This is a genomic window from Streptomyces sp. NBC_01808 (genome assembly GCF_035917395.1).
In the GTDB taxonomy this organism is placed as follows: Bacteria; Actinomycetota; Actinomycetes; order Streptomycetales; family Streptomycetaceae; genus Streptomyces.
Map to the genome: position 1 here is coordinate 3,837,937 of NZ_CP109072.1, position 14,940 is coordinate 3,852,876.

15 protein-coding genes and 1 pseudogene are annotated in these 14,940 nt (G+C 72.1%); 9 read left to right on the plus strand and 7 right to left on the minus strand.

Annotated elements, in window-relative coordinates; translation table 11 throughout:
• Nucleotides 1-166: 166 nt before the first annotated feature.
• Nucleotides 167-541, minus strand: a complete 375-nt coding sequence (gene crcB, locus OG946_RS16595) for a fluoride efflux transporter CrcB (RefSeq protein ID WP_326796877.1) — start codon at nt 539-541, stop codon at nt 167-169.
• Nucleotides 538-1,086 (minus strand): fluoride efflux transporter CrcB, encoded by a 549-nt coding sequence (gene crcB / locus OG946_RS16600; protein WP_326796878.1) that lies wholly within the window; start codon nt 1,084-1,086, stop codon nt 538-540. The genes crcB (OG946_RS16595) and crcB (OG946_RS16600) overlap by 4 nt, the downstream gene beginning before the upstream one ends.
• A 448-nt stretch (nt 1,087-1,534) precedes the next feature.
• Here crcB (OG946_RS16600) and kdpF point away from each other — a divergent pair, with 448 nt between their 5' ends.
• The 4 genes from kdpF to kdpC are packed head-to-tail and all read left to right on the plus strand — an operon-like array spanning nt 1,535 to nt 6,031.
• Entirely contained in the window at nt 1,535-1,624 is a 90-nt protein-coding gene (kdpF, locus tag OG946_RS16605) for a K(+)-transporting ATPase subunit F (protein ID WP_018836529.1), read from the plus strand.
• A 9-nt stretch (nt 1,625-1,633) separates the two neighbouring features.
• Nucleotides 1,634-3,298, plus strand: coding sequence for a potassium-transporting ATPase subunit KdpA (gene kdpA, locus OG946_RS16610; RefSeq protein ID WP_326796879.1), 1,665 nt, complete (start codon nt 1,634-1,636; stop codon nt 3,296-3,298).
• On the plus strand, nt 3,295-5,403 hold the full coding sequence (gene kdpB / locus OG946_RS16615; RefSeq protein WP_326796880.1) for a potassium-transporting ATPase subunit KdpB: 2,109 nt from the start codon (nt 3,295-3,297) through the stop codon (nt 5,401-5,403). Before kdpA ends, kdpB begins: the two co-directional genes overlap by 4 nt.
• A 16-nt stretch (nt 5,404-5,419) precedes the next feature.
• The gene (kdpC, locus tag OG946_RS16620; RefSeq protein ID WP_326796881.1) at nt 5,420-6,031 is read left to right on the plus strand and encodes a potassium-transporting ATPase subunit KdpC; all 612 of its coding nucleotides are present in this window, start codon (nt 5,420-5,422) and stop codon (nt 6,029-6,031) included.
• A 20-nt stretch (nt 6,032-6,051) separates the two neighbouring features.
• Here kdpC and OG946_RS16625 read toward each other — a convergent pair whose 3' ends face one another.
• Both OG946_RS16625 and OG946_RS16630 read right to left on the minus strand, forming a co-directional pair.
• Nucleotides 6,052-6,450, minus strand: coding sequence for a hypothetical protein (locus tag OG946_RS16625; RefSeq protein ID WP_326796882.1), 399 nt, complete (start codon nt 6,448-6,450; stop codon nt 6,052-6,054).
• A complete protein-coding gene (locus tag OG946_RS16630) occupies nt 6,447-6,731 on the minus strand; it encodes a hypothetical protein (protein ID WP_047016645.1) in 285 nt (94 codons plus the stop codon). The genes OG946_RS16625 and OG946_RS16630 overlap by 4 nt, the downstream gene beginning before the upstream one ends.
• Nucleotides 6,732-6,946: 215 nt before the next feature.
• On the opposite strand from OG946_RS16630, the pseudogene OG946_RS16635 reads away from it, so the two are divergent.
• From OG946_RS16635 to OG946_RS16645, 3 genes and pseudogenes are all read left to right on the plus strand, one after another.
• Nucleotides 6,947-7,732 (plus strand): annotated as a pseudogene (locus OG946_RS16635) (helix-turn-helix domain-containing protein); the annotation flags it as partial.
• 255 nt (nt 7,733-7,987) lie between these two features.
• Complete coding sequence (locus OG946_RS16640; RefSeq protein WP_326796883.1) at nt 7,988-8,746, plus strand: metallophosphoesterase; 759 nt, start codon at nt 7,988-7,990, stop codon at nt 8,744-8,746.
• Between the two features lie 33 nt (nt 8,747-8,779).
• Nucleotides 8,780-9,520, plus strand: coding sequence for a Clp protease N-terminal domain-containing protein (locus OG946_RS16645; protein ID WP_326796884.1), 741 nt, complete (start codon nt 8,780-8,782; stop codon nt 9,518-9,520).
• 4 nt (nt 9,521-9,524) lie between these two features.
• Here OG946_RS16645 and OG946_RS16650 read toward each other — a convergent pair whose 3' ends face one another.
• Nucleotides 9,525-10,817, minus strand: a complete 1,293-nt coding sequence (locus OG946_RS16650) for an MFS transporter (protein ID WP_326796885.1) — start codon at nt 10,815-10,817, stop codon at nt 9,525-9,527.
• Between the two features lie 80 nt (nt 10,818-10,897).
• Between OG946_RS16650 and OG946_RS16655 the strand changes: the two genes are divergently transcribed.
• Nucleotides 10,898-11,797 (plus strand): LysR family transcriptional regulator, encoded by a 900-nt coding sequence (locus OG946_RS16655; protein WP_326796886.1) that lies wholly within the window; start codon nt 10,898-10,900, stop codon nt 11,795-11,797.
• A gap of 78 nt (nt 11,798-11,875) precedes the next feature.
• On the opposite strand, the gene OG946_RS16660 is transcribed toward OG946_RS16655, so the two are convergent.
• A complete protein-coding gene (locus tag OG946_RS16660) occupies nt 11,876-13,342 on the minus strand; it encodes an MFS transporter (RefSeq protein ID WP_326796887.1) in 1,467 nt (488 codons plus the stop codon).
• Between the two features lie 87 nt (nt 13,343-13,429).
• Here OG946_RS16660 and OG946_RS16665 point away from each other — a divergent pair, with 87 nt between their 5' ends.
• Nucleotides 13,430-13,840, plus strand: coding sequence for a MarR family winged helix-turn-helix transcriptional regulator (locus OG946_RS16665; RefSeq protein WP_442814386.1), 411 nt, complete (start codon nt 13,430-13,432; stop codon nt 13,838-13,840).
• 59 nt (nt 13,841-13,899) lie between these two features.
• On the opposite strand, the gene OG946_RS16670 is transcribed toward OG946_RS16665, so the two are convergent.
• Nucleotides 13,900-14,889 carry a helix-turn-helix transcriptional regulator gene (locus OG946_RS16670; protein ID WP_326796888.1) on the minus strand — a complete coding sequence of 330 codons (990 nt, stop codon included), beginning with the start codon at nt 14,887-14,889 and terminating at the stop codon, nt 13,900-13,902.
• Nucleotides 14,890-14,940: the final 51 nt, after the last annotated feature.

The window sequence follows — 14,940 nt, forward strand, 5'->3', positions numbered from 1 at the left end:
ACGGCGTGACCGAAAGCCCCCGCCTGTCCGACTCGGGGCTCGACATGACGCGCACGCTACCCGAGCGGCCGCCGGGGAAGCACGCCGGTTTCCGGTACGCCCCGTCCGTACGGCCCGTACCGCCCGTACCGCCCGCACCGTCCGTACGGCAACGAGAGGGCGCCCCTCACCCCCACACCGCCTCCCCCGCCACCGCGCCCAGGAACGCCGCGCCGAGTCCCACCGCCAGGCTCGCGCCCGCGTACGCCGCCGCGTACCGCCCCTTGCCCTTCTCGGCGAGCCGCAGCACCTCGTACGAGAACGTCGAGTACGTCGTCAGCGCCCCGCACAGCCCCGTGCCCAGCAGCAGCCGCACCGACTCGGAGGCGGCGCCGGCCAGCGTCGCGCCCGCGAGGGTGCCGAGGATCAGGCAGCCGGTGACGTTGACGGCCAGCGTGCCCCAGGGGAACGGCGAGCCGTGCCGCAACTGCACCGCCCGGTCCGTGACGTACCGCAGCGGCGCCCCGGCCATCCCCCCGGCGACCACGAGCAACCAGTTCACGCGTCCTCCCCCGCGGGCACCCGCGAGCCGCCCGCGCCGGACGAGGAACGCCCCACCGCCCGCCGCGTCACGGCCTGCGCCGCCCACACCGCCGCCAGCGCCGTGACCGGCGTGAGCGCCAGGTACGCCACCCCCGTCGCCGCCCGGTCCTCCTCCGCCACCAGCCGCTGCACGTCCACCGCGTACGTCGAGAACGTCGTGAACCCGCCGAGCACCCCCGCGCCCAGGAACGGCCGCACCAGCCGGTGCGCCGTCCGCGCCTCCGTGATCAGGACCATCAGCACGCCGATCGCCGCGCACCCGACGACGTTCACCAGCAGCGTCGTCCACGGGAAGGCCGCCGGCTCCGTGGGCCAGAGCAGCCCGGCCCCGTACCGCGCCGCGGACCCCAGCCCTCCGCCCAGCGCCACCATCGCCACCGGCGCGCCCTGACCGCGCCACCGGTGCTCGCGCGGCGCGGGCTGCACCACCTCGACATCGGGGTCGATCGGCTCGGCCCGGTGCATCCGGCGGACGTCTTCGCCGGGCCGCGGGGCCTCCGTCATCTGCGCACCTCACCCACTCGCCGCGGCGCGCGCGGCAGCGCGCGCCTTCCGTCGCAAGCAGGGACCGTTGGCGGCATCCGGCGCCGCGGTTCGGGTACGGCGGGCCCCACCGCCGCGGGACGGCCCGGCCGGCGGACCGGCGGCCGTCTCCGTACCTCAGGCTACGCTCCCGCACCCCCCGCGGGCCGCCCATACCCCCGCCCGGGAGGCCACGCCGTCACGCGGCGCCCGCACCCCCTCACCTGCGTATGAATCGCGTCAACGCCGCCCCCCGCCTCGTCAGGGGACCGTCAACGCCTGTCACATCCGTCCCGCCGCGGGGTTTCTCTGGACGTGTCCGTTCGATTCGATTCCGTCTAGGAGCACCGATGGCCGACGTGGCCTTCGCCGTCACCACGCTCGCGGTCTTCGCGCTGGTGGCGCTCATCGCCCGGGGGGTGGCCAAGCTATGACCGCCGACAACGTGGTGGGCCTCATCGTGGCCGTCGCCCTGCTGGGCTACCTGGTCCTCGCCCTCGTCTTCCCCGAGAGGTTCTGAGGTCCCGGCATGAGCCCGATACTCGCTGACGTGCTCCAGGTGTCGGCGCTGGTCGTCGCCCTCGCGCTCGTCCACCGCCCCCTCGGCGACTACATGGCCGGGGTCTACGGCGGCAAGAAGCACAGCCGCGTGGAGCGCTGGATCTACCGCGTCATCGGCGCCGACCCCGACGCCGAGATGCGCTGGCCCGCGTACCTGCGCGCCGTGCTCGCGTTCTCCCTGGCCGGCGTGCTCTTCCTCTACCTGCTCCAGCGGGTCCAGGACAAGCTCCCGCTCTCCCTCGGCTTCGCCGCGATCAGCCCCGACCAGGCGTTCAACACCGCCGCGTCGTTCGTCGCGAACACCAACTGGCAGTCGTACTCGGGCGAGTCCGCGATGGGCCACCTCACCCAGACCGGCGGCCTGGCCGTGCAGAACTTCGTCTCGGCCGCCGTCGGTATGTCCGTGGCGGTCGCGCTCATCCGCGGCTTCGTCCGCTCCCGCACCGGCGAGCTGGGCAACTTCTGGGCGGACCTGGTGCGCGGCACGATACGGATCCTGCTGCCGACGGCCGCCGTCGCGGCCGTGCTGCTCGTCGCGTGCGGCGCGATCCAGAACTTCTCCGACCCGCAGTCCGTGACGACCGTGACCGGGCAGACCCAGCACCTCACCGGCGGCGCCGTCGCCTCCCAGGAGGCCATCAAGGACCTGGGGACCAACGGCGGCGGCTTCTACAACGCCAACTCCGCCCACCCCTTCGAGAACCCGAACGGCATCTCCAACCTCCTCGAAATCTTCCTGCTGCTCGTCATCCCGTTCGCCATGCCGCGCACGTTCGGCAGGATGGTCGGCAGCGTCCGGCAGGGCTACGCCGTCGTGGCCGCGATGGCCGGCATCTGGCTGGCCGGCGTGATCGCCGTGACCGCGCTGGAGGCCGCGCACCCGGGCACCGCCGCGCAGTTGGCGGGCGGCGCGATGGAGGGCAAGGAGCAGCGCTTCGGCGAGGGCGCGTCGTCGCTCTTCGCGGTCTCCACGACGATGACGTCGACCGGCTCGGTCAACTCCTTCCACGACTCCTTCGGCGGACTCTCCGGCGGCGTGCTGCTGTTCGGCATGATGATCGGCGAGATCGCGCCCGGCGGGGTCGGCTCGGGACTGTACGGGATGCTGGTGATGGCGATCGTCGCGGTCTTCATCGCCGGGCTCATGGTGGGCCGTACGCCCGAGTACCTCGGCAAGAAGATCGGGCCCCGCGAGATGAAGCTCGCGGCCTGCTACATCCTCGTCACCCCCGCGCTGGTGCTGACCGGCACGGCACTGGCGATGGGCACCGGCAACGGCGAGTCGTCGATGACGAACACCGGGCCGCACGGCTTCTCCGAGGTCCTCTACGCCTACACCTCCGCCTCCCACAACAACGGCAGCGCCTTCGCGGGCTTCTCGGCGAACACCGAGTTCCACAACACCGCGCTCGGCCTGTGCATGCTGCTCGGCCGGTTCCTGCCGATGGTGTTCGTGCTGGCGCTGGCAGGATCGCTCGCCGGGCAGCGGCCCGTGCCGGCCACCGCCGGGACGCTGCGTACCGACAAGCCTCTGTTCACCGGCGTGCTGGTGGCCTGCATCGCCATCGTCGCCGGGCTCACCTTCTTCCCGTCGCTCGCGCTCGGGCCGCTCGCCGAAGGACTGGCCGCATGACCCTCCAGACCCGCACCCCCGCCCCCGCGCCGCACACCGACGCGGATCCCGTACGGCACGAGCCCGGACCCCGGGTCGGCGGCGGGCTGTTCGACCCCCGGCAGTTGCTCCGGTCCGTACCCGACGCGCTGCGCAAGCTCGACCCGCGGGCGCTGGTGAAGTCGCCGGTGATGTTCGTGGTCGAGATCGGCTCGGTCCTGACCACGGTCCTCGCGGTCACCGACCCCGGCGACTGGTTCGGCTGGGTCATCGCCGCCTGGCTCTGGCTCACCGTGGTCTTCGCCAACCTGGCGGAGGCCGTCGCCGAGGGCCGCGGCAAGGCGCAGGCCGACACGCTGCGCAGGGCCAAGACGGACACGGTCGCCCGCCGCCGTACCGCCGCGGGCGAGGAACGGGTCCCCGGCACCGATCTGCGCGTCGGCGACCTCGTCGTCTGCGAGGCCGGCGACGTCATACCCGGCGACGGCGACGTGGTCGAAGGCGTCGCCTCCGTCGACGAGTCCGCGATCACCGGCGAATCGGCGCCGGTGATCCGGGAGTCGGGCGGGGACCGCTCGGCGGTCACCGGCGGCACGAAGGTGCTCTCGGACCGCATCGTCGTACGGATCACCGCCAAGCCGGGCGAGACGTTCATCGACCGCATGATCGCGCTGGTCGAGGGCGCGGCCCGGCAGAAGACGCCGAACGAGATCGCGCTGAACATCCTGCTCTCGTCGCTCACGATCGTCTTCCTGCTGGCCGTCGTCACGCTCCAGCCCTTCGCGGTCTACGCGGGCGCAGAGCAGTCCCTCGTCGTGCTCGCCGCGCTGCTCGTCTGCCTGATCCCCACCACCATCGGCGCGCTGCTGTCCGCCATCGGCATCGCGGGCATGGACCGGCTCGTCCAGCGCAACGTGCTCGCCATGTCCGGCCGGGCCGTCGAGGCCGCAGGCGACGTGTCCACGCTGCTGCTGGACAAGACCGGCACCATCACGCTCGGCAACCGGCAGGCGCACGAGTTCCTGCCGGTCCCCGGCGCCGAGGAGGCGGAACTCGCCGACGCCGCGCAGTTGTCGTCGCTCGCCGACGAGACGCCGGAGGGCCGCTCGATCGTCGTCCTCGCCAAGTCCCGCTACGGGCTGCGCGAGCGCGAACCCGGCGCGCTGGCGCACGCCGACTGGGTGCCGTTCACCGCGCAGACCCGGATGTCGGGCGTCGACGTCGACGGCCGCCAGATCCGCAAGGGCGCGGCGGGCGCGGTCGCGGCGTGGGTACGCGAACGGGGCGGCGACGTCCCCGGCACCGTACGGGACATGGCCGACACCGTCGCCGAGTCCGGCGGCACCCCGCTGCTCGTCGCCGTCGCCGACGACCGCGGCGGCGCGCGGGTCCTCGGCGTCGTCCACCTCAAGGACGTCGTCAAGGAGGGCATGCGCGAACGCTTCGACGAGCTGCGCCGCATGGGCATCAGGACCGTCATGATCACCGGCGACAACGCCAAGACGGCGAAGGCCATCGCCGCCGAGGCCGGCGTCGACGACTTCCTCGCGGAGGCCACGCCCGAGGACAAGATGGCCCTCATCAAGCGCGAGCAGGCCGGCGGCAAGCTCGTCGCCATGACCGGCGACGGCACGAACGACGCCCCCGCGCTGGCCCAGGCGGACGTCGGCGTCGCCATGAACACCGGCACCTCCGCCGCCAAGGAGGCCGGGAACATGGTCGACCTGGACTCCAACCCGACAAAGCTCATCGAGATCGTGGAGATCGGGAAACAGCTCCTCATCACCCGGGGCGCGCTCACGACCTTCTCGATCGCCAACGACGTCGCGAAGTACTTCGCGATCATCCCCGCGATGTTCGCCGCCGCCTACCCGAGCCTGGACAAGCTCAACATCATGCAGTTGTCCTCGCCGGAGTCGGCGATCCTCTCCGCGGTCGTCTTCAACGCGCTGATCATCGTCGCGCTGGTCCCGCTGGCCCTGCGCGGCGTGCGCTACCGCCCGATGAGCGCCGACCGCATGCTCCGGCGCAACATCGGCGTCTACGGCGTCGGCGGCCTGGTGGCCCCGTTCGTCGGCATCAAGCTGATCGACCTCGTCGTCTCGCTCATCCCCGGCATCGGCTGACGGAGGCCGACCACACATGAACACTTCCGCACGCTCCACCGCCCGCCTGCTCTTCAGCGCGCTGCGCGCGCTGCTGGTCCTGACCGTGGTCACCGGCGTGATCTACCCCTTGGTGATCACGGGCATCGCGCAGGGCGCGTTCGCCGACAAGGCGAACGGCTCGAAAGTCGCATACGAGGGCCGGGAGGCGGGCTCGAAGCTGATAGGCCAGAGCTGGAACCTCAAGGGCACGGACGAACCCGACCCCCGCTGGTTCCAGCCCCGCCCCTCCAACAGCGCCTACGACCCCCTGGCCACGGGCCCGTCGAACCTGGGCGCGTCGGACGCGACGCTGGTGAAGACGGTGAAGGAGGCACGACAGCAGGTGGCGTCGTTCAACGACGTCCCCGTGTCGGCCGTCCCGAAGGACGCGGTAACGGGCTCGGGCTCGGCCATAGACCCGCACATCTCCCCGGCGTACGCGGAGATCCAGGTGGACAGGGTGGCAAAGGAGAACGGCCTGGAGGTGGCGCAGGTGGAAAACCTGGTGAACGCCCACAAGGAGGGCCGGGACCTGGGCTTCCTCGGCAACGACAAGGTCAACGTCCTGGAACTGAACCTGGCGCTGTCCCGCCTGGCGGACGACTGACGGGCGGCGGCCGCCGTCCGTCAGTGGAAGCCGAGCATTCCGGGGGAGTTGACGTCGACGGTGACGACGCCCGGCGGGTAGTGCCCCTCGCCCTCGGTCAGCAGGATCGACATGCCGGTGAACTCGGCGCGGGGCAGCGCGCAGTACAGGGCGTGGCAGGTGTCGGAGGCGCCGTAGCCGTCCCGGATCATGGTGCCGACGGAGGCGGCGGCCATGGTGTCGAGCGGGTCGACGACGACCGAGGAGAACGCCAGCACCCGGCGGTGCAACCGCTCCTCGTCGGCCTCGGCCCGCATCAGGCACAGCGCGGGGATCCGCAACTGGTCGCCGGGGGTGTTCGCCATGTTGCCCGCGAGCAGGTTCAGCGCCTTGTGACCGGCGGCGAGAGCCTTGACCGCGCCGGTGTCGAGGATGATCAAGCGACGGCGTCCCGGGCGGCACGGGCCTTCTCGGCGGCCATCTTGTAGATGTTGCCAAGAACGTCGGGAGCCTGGTCGAACTCCTCGTCGCTCAGGTCGACGCCGATCAGACGACGCGCCACCTCACGGTCGGCGGCCAGCCGCTCGGCCCGCTGCGCCGCCGTGGGCTGCTCGGCAGCGAGGGCTTCGACCAACTGCCCCAGGCTCACCCCCCGCTCCTTGGCGAGCTCGGCCAGGTGATCCCGGACTTCACGGGTGACCTGAATCGTCGTCGTAGCCATAGCCCCACTATAGACCGCCACTGGCAAGAAGCCTCTGCACCGTTACCGTGTACCGAGGCGAGCCGTCGTCCGGCTCGAACCCGTCGACGTTCTGACCCGTGGTCAGCCGACGTAGTTCTTCAGGGTCTCGGTGTCGAGCGTGATGCCCACCGGGTCGGCGAGAGTCACTTCTTCGCCGAAGGGGGCGCGGTGGATGTCCAGGTAGCACCCGCGCTCAGGAGGCGTACGCCGTCTATGCGATCTGCTGCAAGTTCGCGCATACGGCTGCTCATGCTCTTGGTCACCCTGAGCTGATCGCCATGGCCTGCGAGCGGGCAGCCTGGTCTGCCCAACGCTCCGGTGACGCACTGATGCCGGCTGTCGCCGACTGGATGCGGGTGTGGGACATGTGGACGACCGCCGCCTGGGATGACTCTCTATCACTGGCGGACAAGGCCCTGCGTCATGTGCAGGATGCCTACGACCGGGGCGATCAACTGGCGGTGCGCCTGTGGGGGGCCTTGCAGTTGCGTGCTGCGGTGTCTGCCGCTCTGGCGAACAACGAGGCGGAAGCGGAGCACCGCATTGGCTTGGCCCGTGAGGCGTGTGGCTTGGTGGATGCGTATGCGGGGCCGCCGATCCACGATCGGGCGACCTTGACATTCTCGACCGGCAACGTGGAGATCCATGCGATCAGCGTGCAGTTGGAGATGGGTAATCAGGGCGCGGCACTCCGGCTGAACGGCGAAGCCGATGACGAGGCTCTGGCCGCCCTGCCGAACTCTCGCCGTGGTCACCATCACATGGACCTCTCGCGTGCGTACCTCTGGGACGGAAAACGCGACAAGGCGCTGGAGGAGCTGGGCACCGCGGAGAGCCTGGCGCCTGAACTGGTACGCAACCACCCGATCGCACGTGCGACCCTCCGCAGGATCGTCTATGCGGAACGGGCCTCCACACGTGAGCAGTTGCGGGGTATGTCGAACCGTTTTCACCTGGATGACCAGGGCTTATTCCGCTGATTCATATTGATGGGTAATTGACTGCCTACCGTCTGTTGCATGGTGGCACGGAGACGAACACGCCCTCGCCGACGACTGGGGCACCTCCGACCGCCTCGGCATCGGCAAAGTCGTCTGGGCGGTGTTCAAGTCCCCGGACCTGGAGGCCGCCGCGGGCCACCGGTCGTGAAGTGGCTGTTCACCCGCCGTCCGGGCAGGTCGTAGCGTCGGGCGGGCGGGGCGCCGGTGTGGGCGTGCCGGGGAGGGGTGTACGCCATGGCTGTGATCGCGCATTTCAGTGACGTTCATATCGACGACGAGCGCAGTGTCCGGCGGACCCGTGCCATCGTCGAGTATCTGGAGGACCTGCCGTACGACCTGGACCTCGTCCTCGTCACCGGGGACATCGCCGACCACGGCGCGCCCGAGGAGTACGCGACCGCCCGCGAGTTGCTCGCGTCGCGGCATCCCGTGCTGGTCTGTCCCGGGAACCACGACGACCGGGCCGCCTTCCGCAGCGGGCTGCTCGGGGAGGCGGCGTCCTCGGCCCCCGTCGATCAGGTGTACCGCGGGGCCGGGTTCACGGTGCTCGCGTGCGACTCGTCGGTGCCGGGGAAGCCCGAGGGGTGGCTCGGGGACGGGACGCTGGCGTGGCTGGAGGAGGAGTTGGGGCGGGTGCCGGAGGGGGAGCCGGTGCTGGTCGCGTTCCACCATCCGCCCGTCGAGCTGCATGTGCCGTACGTCGACGAGATCCGGCAGTTCGACGAAGCACGGCTTGCCGAGCTGGCCGGGCGTCACCGCCAGGTGGCCGCCTTTCTCGCCGGGCACGCGCACACCGCCGCCGCCACCACCTTCGCCGGCCGCCCGCTGCTCGTCGCGGGCGGTGTCGTCAACACCGTCCGGCTGCCCTGGGAGCGGCGCGCGCACGCCGACCAGCACGTCCATCTCGACCAGCCGCCCGCCGTGGCGTTCCACGTCCTGGACGCGGACGGCAGGCTGACCACCCACTTCCGTGCGGTGTCAACCGAAGGTTGACACACACCGGGGTGTCAACCTACGGTTGTCAGCATGACGGAACCCGCGCGCTCGACGCATCCCGTACGCCTCGACGACCTCATCGAGGCCATCAAGAAGGTCCACCCCGACGTCCTCGACCAGCTCACCGGAGCCGTCGTCGCCGCCGACCACCTCGGCGACGTCGCGGACCACCTCATCGGCCACTTCGTCGACCAGGCGCGGCGCTCCGGCGCCTCCTGGACCGACATCGGCAAGAGCATGGGCGTCACCCGGCAGGCCGCCCAGAAGCGGTTCGTGACCAAGGGCTCGGACGAGGGCTTCACGCTCGACCCGAGCGAGGGCTTCGCCCGGTTCACCGGCCGCGCCAAGAACGTCGTGATGGCGTCCCAGAACGAGGCGCGCGCCGCGGGCAACACCGAGATCGGGCCCGCCCACCTCGTCCTCGGGCTCATCGCCGACCCCGCCGGCATCGGCGCCGCGTCGATCGTCGCGCAGGACATCCTCCTCGACACCGTGCGGCAGGAGGCCACCGCGGCGCTGCCGCCGGCCGCTGAGGGGACGGTGCCTGAGCTGATCCCGTACAACGCGGAGGGGAAGAAGGCGCTGGAGCTGACCTTCCGCGAGGCGCTGCGGCTGGGCCACAACTACATCGGTACGGAGCACATCCTGCTGGCGCTGCTGGAGCAGGAGAACGGCGACGGCGTGCTCTCCCGGCTCGGCGTCGACCGCGCGGCGGCGGAGGCCCACATCGCCGCGGCGCTGGCACCGCTCCAGCAGGGCGGCGGCGCGTAGCACGTCACCGTACGGGTGCGCACCGGGGCTCGGGGTCGTCCTGTACGGGCCGCGCCCTGGCCCGTACGCCCCGGGCGCCACCCGTACGCGCGGCCCCCCGGGCAGCCCCCACCCGCTCCGCCACCCACAGCACGACCGTCCCCGCCGCCAGCACCGCGCCCAGCGCCGACACCGCCTGCCAGCCGCCCCGCGCCCACACCACCGACGTCAGCGCGGAGCCCACCGCCCCGCCCGCGAAGAAGCTCGTCATGAACGCGGAGTTGATGCGGTTGCGGGCGTCGGGCCGTATCGCGTACACGACCGCCTGGTTGCTGTTGAGCACCGCCTGCTGCGCGACGTTGAGGCCGACGATCCCCACGACGAGCCACGGCAGCGACTCGCCCGCCACCCCCAGCAGCACCCACGAGCCGGTCAGCAGCAGCACGCCCGCGCCCGTCACCGCCTGCACGTGGCCGCGGTCGTTGAGCCGTCCCGCGAACGTCATCGTCACCACGCCCAGCGCCCCGACCAGGCCGAACAGCCCGATCGCCGACTCCGACCAGCCGTACGGCGGCCGCGCCAGCAGGAACGTCAGCGCCGTCAACTGCACGCTGTACGAGGCCAGCGACAGCGCCCCGAGCGCCGACCGCCGCCGCAGCACCGGCTCCTCGCGCAGCAGCGCGACCGTGGAGCGCAGCAGCGCCGGGTACGACATCCCCGCGCCCGCCGCCGGCAGCCGCGGCAGGTGGCGGTGGAGGAGGACGGCCATGCCGGCCATGAGCAGGGCGTTGACCCAGTAGATCGTGCGCCAGCCGCCGAGTTCCGACAGCGCCCCCGAGGCGGTACGGGCCAGGAGCCCGCCGAGCAGGATGCCGGACATCACGACGCCCACTACCCGCCCCCGCTCCTCCGGCGCCGCGAGCCCGGCCGCGTACGGGACGACGACCTGCGCGCCGACGGACGCCAGCGCGGTGAGGACCGTACCGGCGAGCAGCACGGGCCCGTTGGGCGCGGCGGCGGTGAGCGCGAGGAACGCGGCGGTGGCGACGAAGAGCCCGACGGACAGCCGCCGCCGGTCGGTCACGTCGCCGAGGGGGACGAGGAGGATGAGGCCCAGCGCGTACCCGGTCTGCGCGGCGGTGACGACGAGCGCGGCCAGCGTGCTGCCCACGTGCAGGTCGCGGCCGATGAGGTCGAGGAGGGGCTGGGCGAAGTAGTTGCCCGCCACGGACAGGCCGGTGGCGGTCGCCATGAGCAGCAACAGGCCGCGGCCGAGGGCGGCGGGCTCCTCGCGAGGGGATACCGAGTCCGTTGTCATGGACCCAAACTCCGCCCACCCCCATCGATGAGTCCAACACATAGTTGTCATCTGATCCATCTCGTATCACGATGGATCGCATGGAGCTGCAGCAACTGCGCTACGTCGTCGCCGTCGCGGACACCGGCGGGTTCACCCGCGCCGCCGAGCGCTGCCATGTCGTCCAGTCGGCGCTGAGCCACCAGATCGGCAAGCTCGAACGGGAGCTGGGCGCCCGGCTGTTCGACCGGACGAGCCGGCAGGTGCGCCCCACCCGCGCCGGCGAGGCGTTCCTGCCCGCCGCCCGCGCCACCCTCGCCGCCGCGGAGCGGGCCCGCGCCGAGGTCGCGGCGGCGACGGGGGAGGTGCGCGGGCGGCTGGCCATCGGGTCGATCCCGACGGTGGCGGCGGTGAACCTGCCGGCGGCGCTGAAGGAGTTCCACGACACGTACCCGCAGGTGCGGATCAGCCTGGCGGTGGGCGCGAGCGAGAACCTGGTGCGGGCGGTCGCGGAGGGCACGTACGACCTGGCGCTGCTCGGCGTCCCCGCGGGCTTCCGGGCTACGAGGGTGCGCGAGCGGATCCTCGTACGGGACCGGCACCTGGCCGTCCTGCCGCCGGACCACCCGCTGGCGGACGCGGGCGAGACGGACCTGGCGCGGCTGGCGGAGGAGACGTTCGTCGACTTCGCAGCGGGCACGGCGGCGCGGGCGCAGTCGGAGGAGGCGTTCGCGGCGGCGGGGCTGCGGCGGACGGTGGGCTTCGAGGTGTCGTCGATGGACTTCATGGCGGATCTCGTACGGGCCGGGCTGGGCGTCGCCCTCCTCCCCAGCACCTTCGCGCCCCGCCTCCCGGGCCTGGCCACCGTGCGGATCGCCGACGGTCCTTCCCGGGAGGAGCGCCTCATCTGGCCCCGCACCCGTCCTTCCCCGGCCGCGGCGGCGTTCCTCCACAGCCTGGGGGTAACGCCGGACGACGACGAGGACGCCCCGCCGGGGTGAGCGCGCACGGAAACGGACCCGGGCCTGGCCGGCCCGGGTCCGCGTACCCCCGATTCCCCGTGGTCGTGGCGGTGTGGGTCAGTCGGCCGCGTAGACGAACTCGCGGTCCTCCACCGGCTTTTGCTCCTGGTCCGGACGGCGCGAGCCGCGCAGGCCCGTGAGCGCGATGACCAGGCCCAGCAGCGCCATGGCCGCGACCACGTACAGCGCCGGGTCGAAGCCGTTCAGCAGCGCCCGCGAGCCGGTCTCGCCCTCCGCGTTGGCGGTGAGCACGGCGGTCACGATCGCCAGCCCGATCGCCCCGCCCACCTGGAGCGAGGTGTTCAGCAGCCCGCCCGCGAGACCCTGCTCGTCGTCCGGGATGCCCGCGGTGGCCTGGATGTTGAACGACGCGAACGCCAGCATGAAGCCGAGGCCGAGCAGCACCATGCTCGGCAGGGTGCCGACGAGATACGGCGCGTCCCGGTCGATGGCGAGGAAGAGCACATACGCCAGCAGATGCGCCACCACGCCGCCCGCGATGGTGCGCGTGGTGCCGACCCGGTCGATCAGCGAGTCCATCCGCGGCGAGCCGAACGCGACGATCAGCGCGGCCGGCAGGAAGCCGAGCGCCGTCTCCATCGCCGACCAGCCCAGCACGGACTGCAGGTACTGCATGACCAGGAACTGGAAGCCCAGGTACCCGCCGAAGAACACGGCGGCGCCGAGGTTCGCGCGGGCCAGCGGTCCTGAGCGCAGGATGCCGAGCCGGATCAGCGGGTGGCTGCTGCGCCGCTCGATGGCGAGGAACGCGCCCAGCAGCACCGCGGCCACGGCGAACTGCAGCAGCGTACGGGTCGCACCCCAGCCCACCTCCGGCGCCTCGACGACGGTGTAGACGAGCAGGAGCATCGCGCCGACGCCGGTCACCGCGCCGGGGATGTCGTAGCCGCCGGTACGTTCCGGACGCCCCTCCTTGGGCAGCACGCGGAAGGCCGCGACGAGCGCGATCAGGGCGATGGGGAAGGGCAGGAAGAAGGTCCAGCGCCAGCCGACCTCGGTCAGCAGGCCGGAGAAGACGAGCCCCGCGCTGTAGCCGCTGGCGCCGAAGACGGCGAAGATCCCGAGCGCCTTGTTGCGGGCGTGGCCCTCGGCGAAGGTCGTGGTGATGATCGAGAGCGCGGCGGGCGCGGTGAACGCCGCGGAGACGCCCTTCAGCAGCCGGGTCGCGATCAGCAGCCCGCCGTCGTCGACCAGCCCGCCGAGCAGCGAGGTGACGGCGAACACAGCGACCGCGACGAGGAACACCCGCCGCCGGCCGAGGAGGTCGGCGGTGCGGCCGCCGAGGAGGAGCAGACCGCCGTAGGTGAGGACGTACCCGCTGACGACCCATTGGAGGGTGCTCGTGGACAGCCCGAGGTCGGCCTGGATGGAGGGGAGGGCGACCCCCACCATCGACACGTCGAGAGCGTCGAGGCCGACCACGAGGGAGACGGTCAGCAGGATGCCCCACAGGCGGGCGTCCCACTTCGTCGAGGTCGTGGACAGATGTGCGGAAGAGCTCATGACGGACCACAGTACATGCAGAGACATCTAATGCCAACGCATTTAATGAAGTGGCATTAGGTTCACGCGCATGTTACCTTGGGGTCTGTGAGCGTGAGCGACGTCGGCGCCGAACGCGCCCTGGTGGACCGCTGGCACGGCCTCCTGGCCTGTCACGCGGCGGTGTGGGGCGCGCTGGAGCGCGAGCTGCAGAGCAGGCACGGCATCGGCGTCAGCGAGTTCGAGGCCCTGGAGGGCCTGGCGACGAGCGACCACGACAAGTGCCGCGCGGCCGAGCTGGCCGGCACGGTGCACCTGAGCCAGAGCGCGACGTCGCGGCTGACGGCCCGGCTGGAGCGCGCGGGGCTGGTGACGCGGGCGATGTGCGACGTCGACCGGCGCGGCGTCTTCGTCCTGCTGACGGAGGAGGGCCGGCAGCTGTACGAGGATGCCAGGCCGACGCACCGCGAGGTGCTGGCCCAGGCGCTGCCCGGGGCGGAGCAGTCGGCCGGCCGGTAACGGCCTTCTGGCCGAGGTCGGTTGACCGCCGCGCCAGTTGCTTCGTATACGCCTCTGCGTCAGAGGTCGAGGGCCCCGTTGCGGGCCGCCTGGAGCCCCGCCTGGAAGCGGGTACGGGCCCCGAGCCGCAGCATGAGCGCGCTGACCCGGCGGTTGAGCGTACGGGCGCTCACGCCCAGCCGCCGCGCCACCGCCTCGTCCTTTAGCCCGGCGGCGAGCAGCGTGAGCAGTTGCCGGTCGGACTCGGCTTCGCCCGCCCGCTCTTTCGAGGCTGCACCGACCGCCGTCCCCGGTCCCGCCGGCACGGGCACCGCCGCCGCCCACAGCAGCTCGAAGAGCTGCACCAGCGCGTCCAGCAGGGCCCCTTCGTGGATCACGAACGCGCTGTCGACCATCTCGTGGGCCTCGCGGCTGAACGGCAGGATGGCCGTCGAGGCGTCGGCGACGGCGAGCTTCAGCGGCACGTCCGTATGCACCCGGGCCTGCTCCCCGGCCGCGACGACCGCCTCGAAGACGTCGAACGCGCCCGGCACCTCCAGCGCCTCCGGCGCGTACAGCCCGCGCACCCGCGCGCCGCGCGCCAGTATCTCCAGCTCCGCCCGGTTCGGCTCGGCGGGCTCCTGCGCGTACGGCGGCCGGTCCAGGACCAGCAACTCGCGCCGCACCGACCGCTGCAGCCGGTCGAAGGCCGCCGCGACGGAACCGCGGCCGAAGAGGATCTCCACCTGGTCCTCGGGGCGGTGCCTGCGGTCGACCGGCAGGTCGGCGAGGAGCGCGGTCGCCGCGGTCCTGGCCACGGCGACCTGGTCCTGCCAGCGGACCGTGAGCTGGTCGACGGCCGCGTCGGGACGGGTCGCGACCAGCCGGACCGGGGCGCCGGGCAGCAGCGTGACCAGGCCCAGCTCCGCGAGCCGCTCGACCGCGGGGGCGGTCTCGGCCTCCGTACGCCCGGCCGCCGCCGCCAACCGCGCGGTGTCGAGCGGCGGATGACGGAGCAGCAGGCGGTACAGGGCCTCGTCGGACGCGAGAACGCCGAACGGCTCGAACATGACGTGGACCCCCCGGGCGCGTATCGGATATGTCCCGCCTGATGGGGGCAG

Excerpts from the sequence above, each read along its gene's own strand:
- kdpC (WP_326796881.1), top strand. The coding sequence starts at position 5,420 with ATGAACACTTCCGCACGCTCCACCGCCCGCCTGCTCTTCAGCGCGCTG.
- OG946_RS16645 (WP_326796884.1), top strand. The coding sequence starts at position 8,780 with ATGACGGAACCCGCGCGCTCGACGCATCCCGTACGCCTCGACGACCTC.
- kdpF (WP_018836529.1), top strand. The coding sequence starts at position 1,535 with ATGACCGCCGACAACGTGGTGGGCCTCATCGTGGCCGTCGCCCTGCTG.
- OG946_RS16670 (WP_326796888.1), bottom strand. The coding sequence starts at position 14,889 with ATGTTCGAGCCGTTCGGCGTTCTCGCGTCCGACGAGGCCCTGTACCGC.
- OG946_RS16660 (WP_326796887.1), bottom strand. The coding sequence starts at position 13,342 with ATGAGCTCTTCCGCACATCTGTCCACGACCTCGACGAAGTGGGACGCC.
- kdpB (WP_326796880.1), top strand. The coding sequence starts at position 3,295 with ATGACCCTCCAGACCCGCACCCCCGCCCCCGCGCCGCACACCGACGCG.
- crcB (WP_326796878.1), bottom strand. The coding sequence starts at position 1,086 with ATGACGGAGGCCCCGCGGCCCGGCGAAGACGTCCGCCGGATGCACCGG.
- OG946_RS16640 (WP_326796883.1), top strand. The coding sequence starts at position 7,988 with ATGGCTGTGATCGCGCATTTCAGTGACGTTCATATCGACGACGAGCGC.
- kdpA (WP_326796879.1), top strand. The coding sequence starts at position 1,634 with ATGAGCCCGATACTCGCTGACGTGCTCCAGGTGTCGGCGCTGGTCGTC.
- OG946_RS16630 (WP_047016645.1), bottom strand. The coding sequence starts at position 6,731 with ATGGCTACGACGACGATTCAGGTCACCCGTGAAGTCCGGGATCACCTG.
- OG946_RS16655 (WP_326796886.1), top strand. The coding sequence starts at position 10,898 with ATGGAGCTGCAGCAACTGCGCTACGTCGTCGCCGTCGCGGACACCGGC.
- OG946_RS16650 (WP_326796885.1), bottom strand. The coding sequence starts at position 10,817 with ATGACAACGGACTCGGTATCCCCTCGCGAGGAGCCCGCCGCCCTCGGC.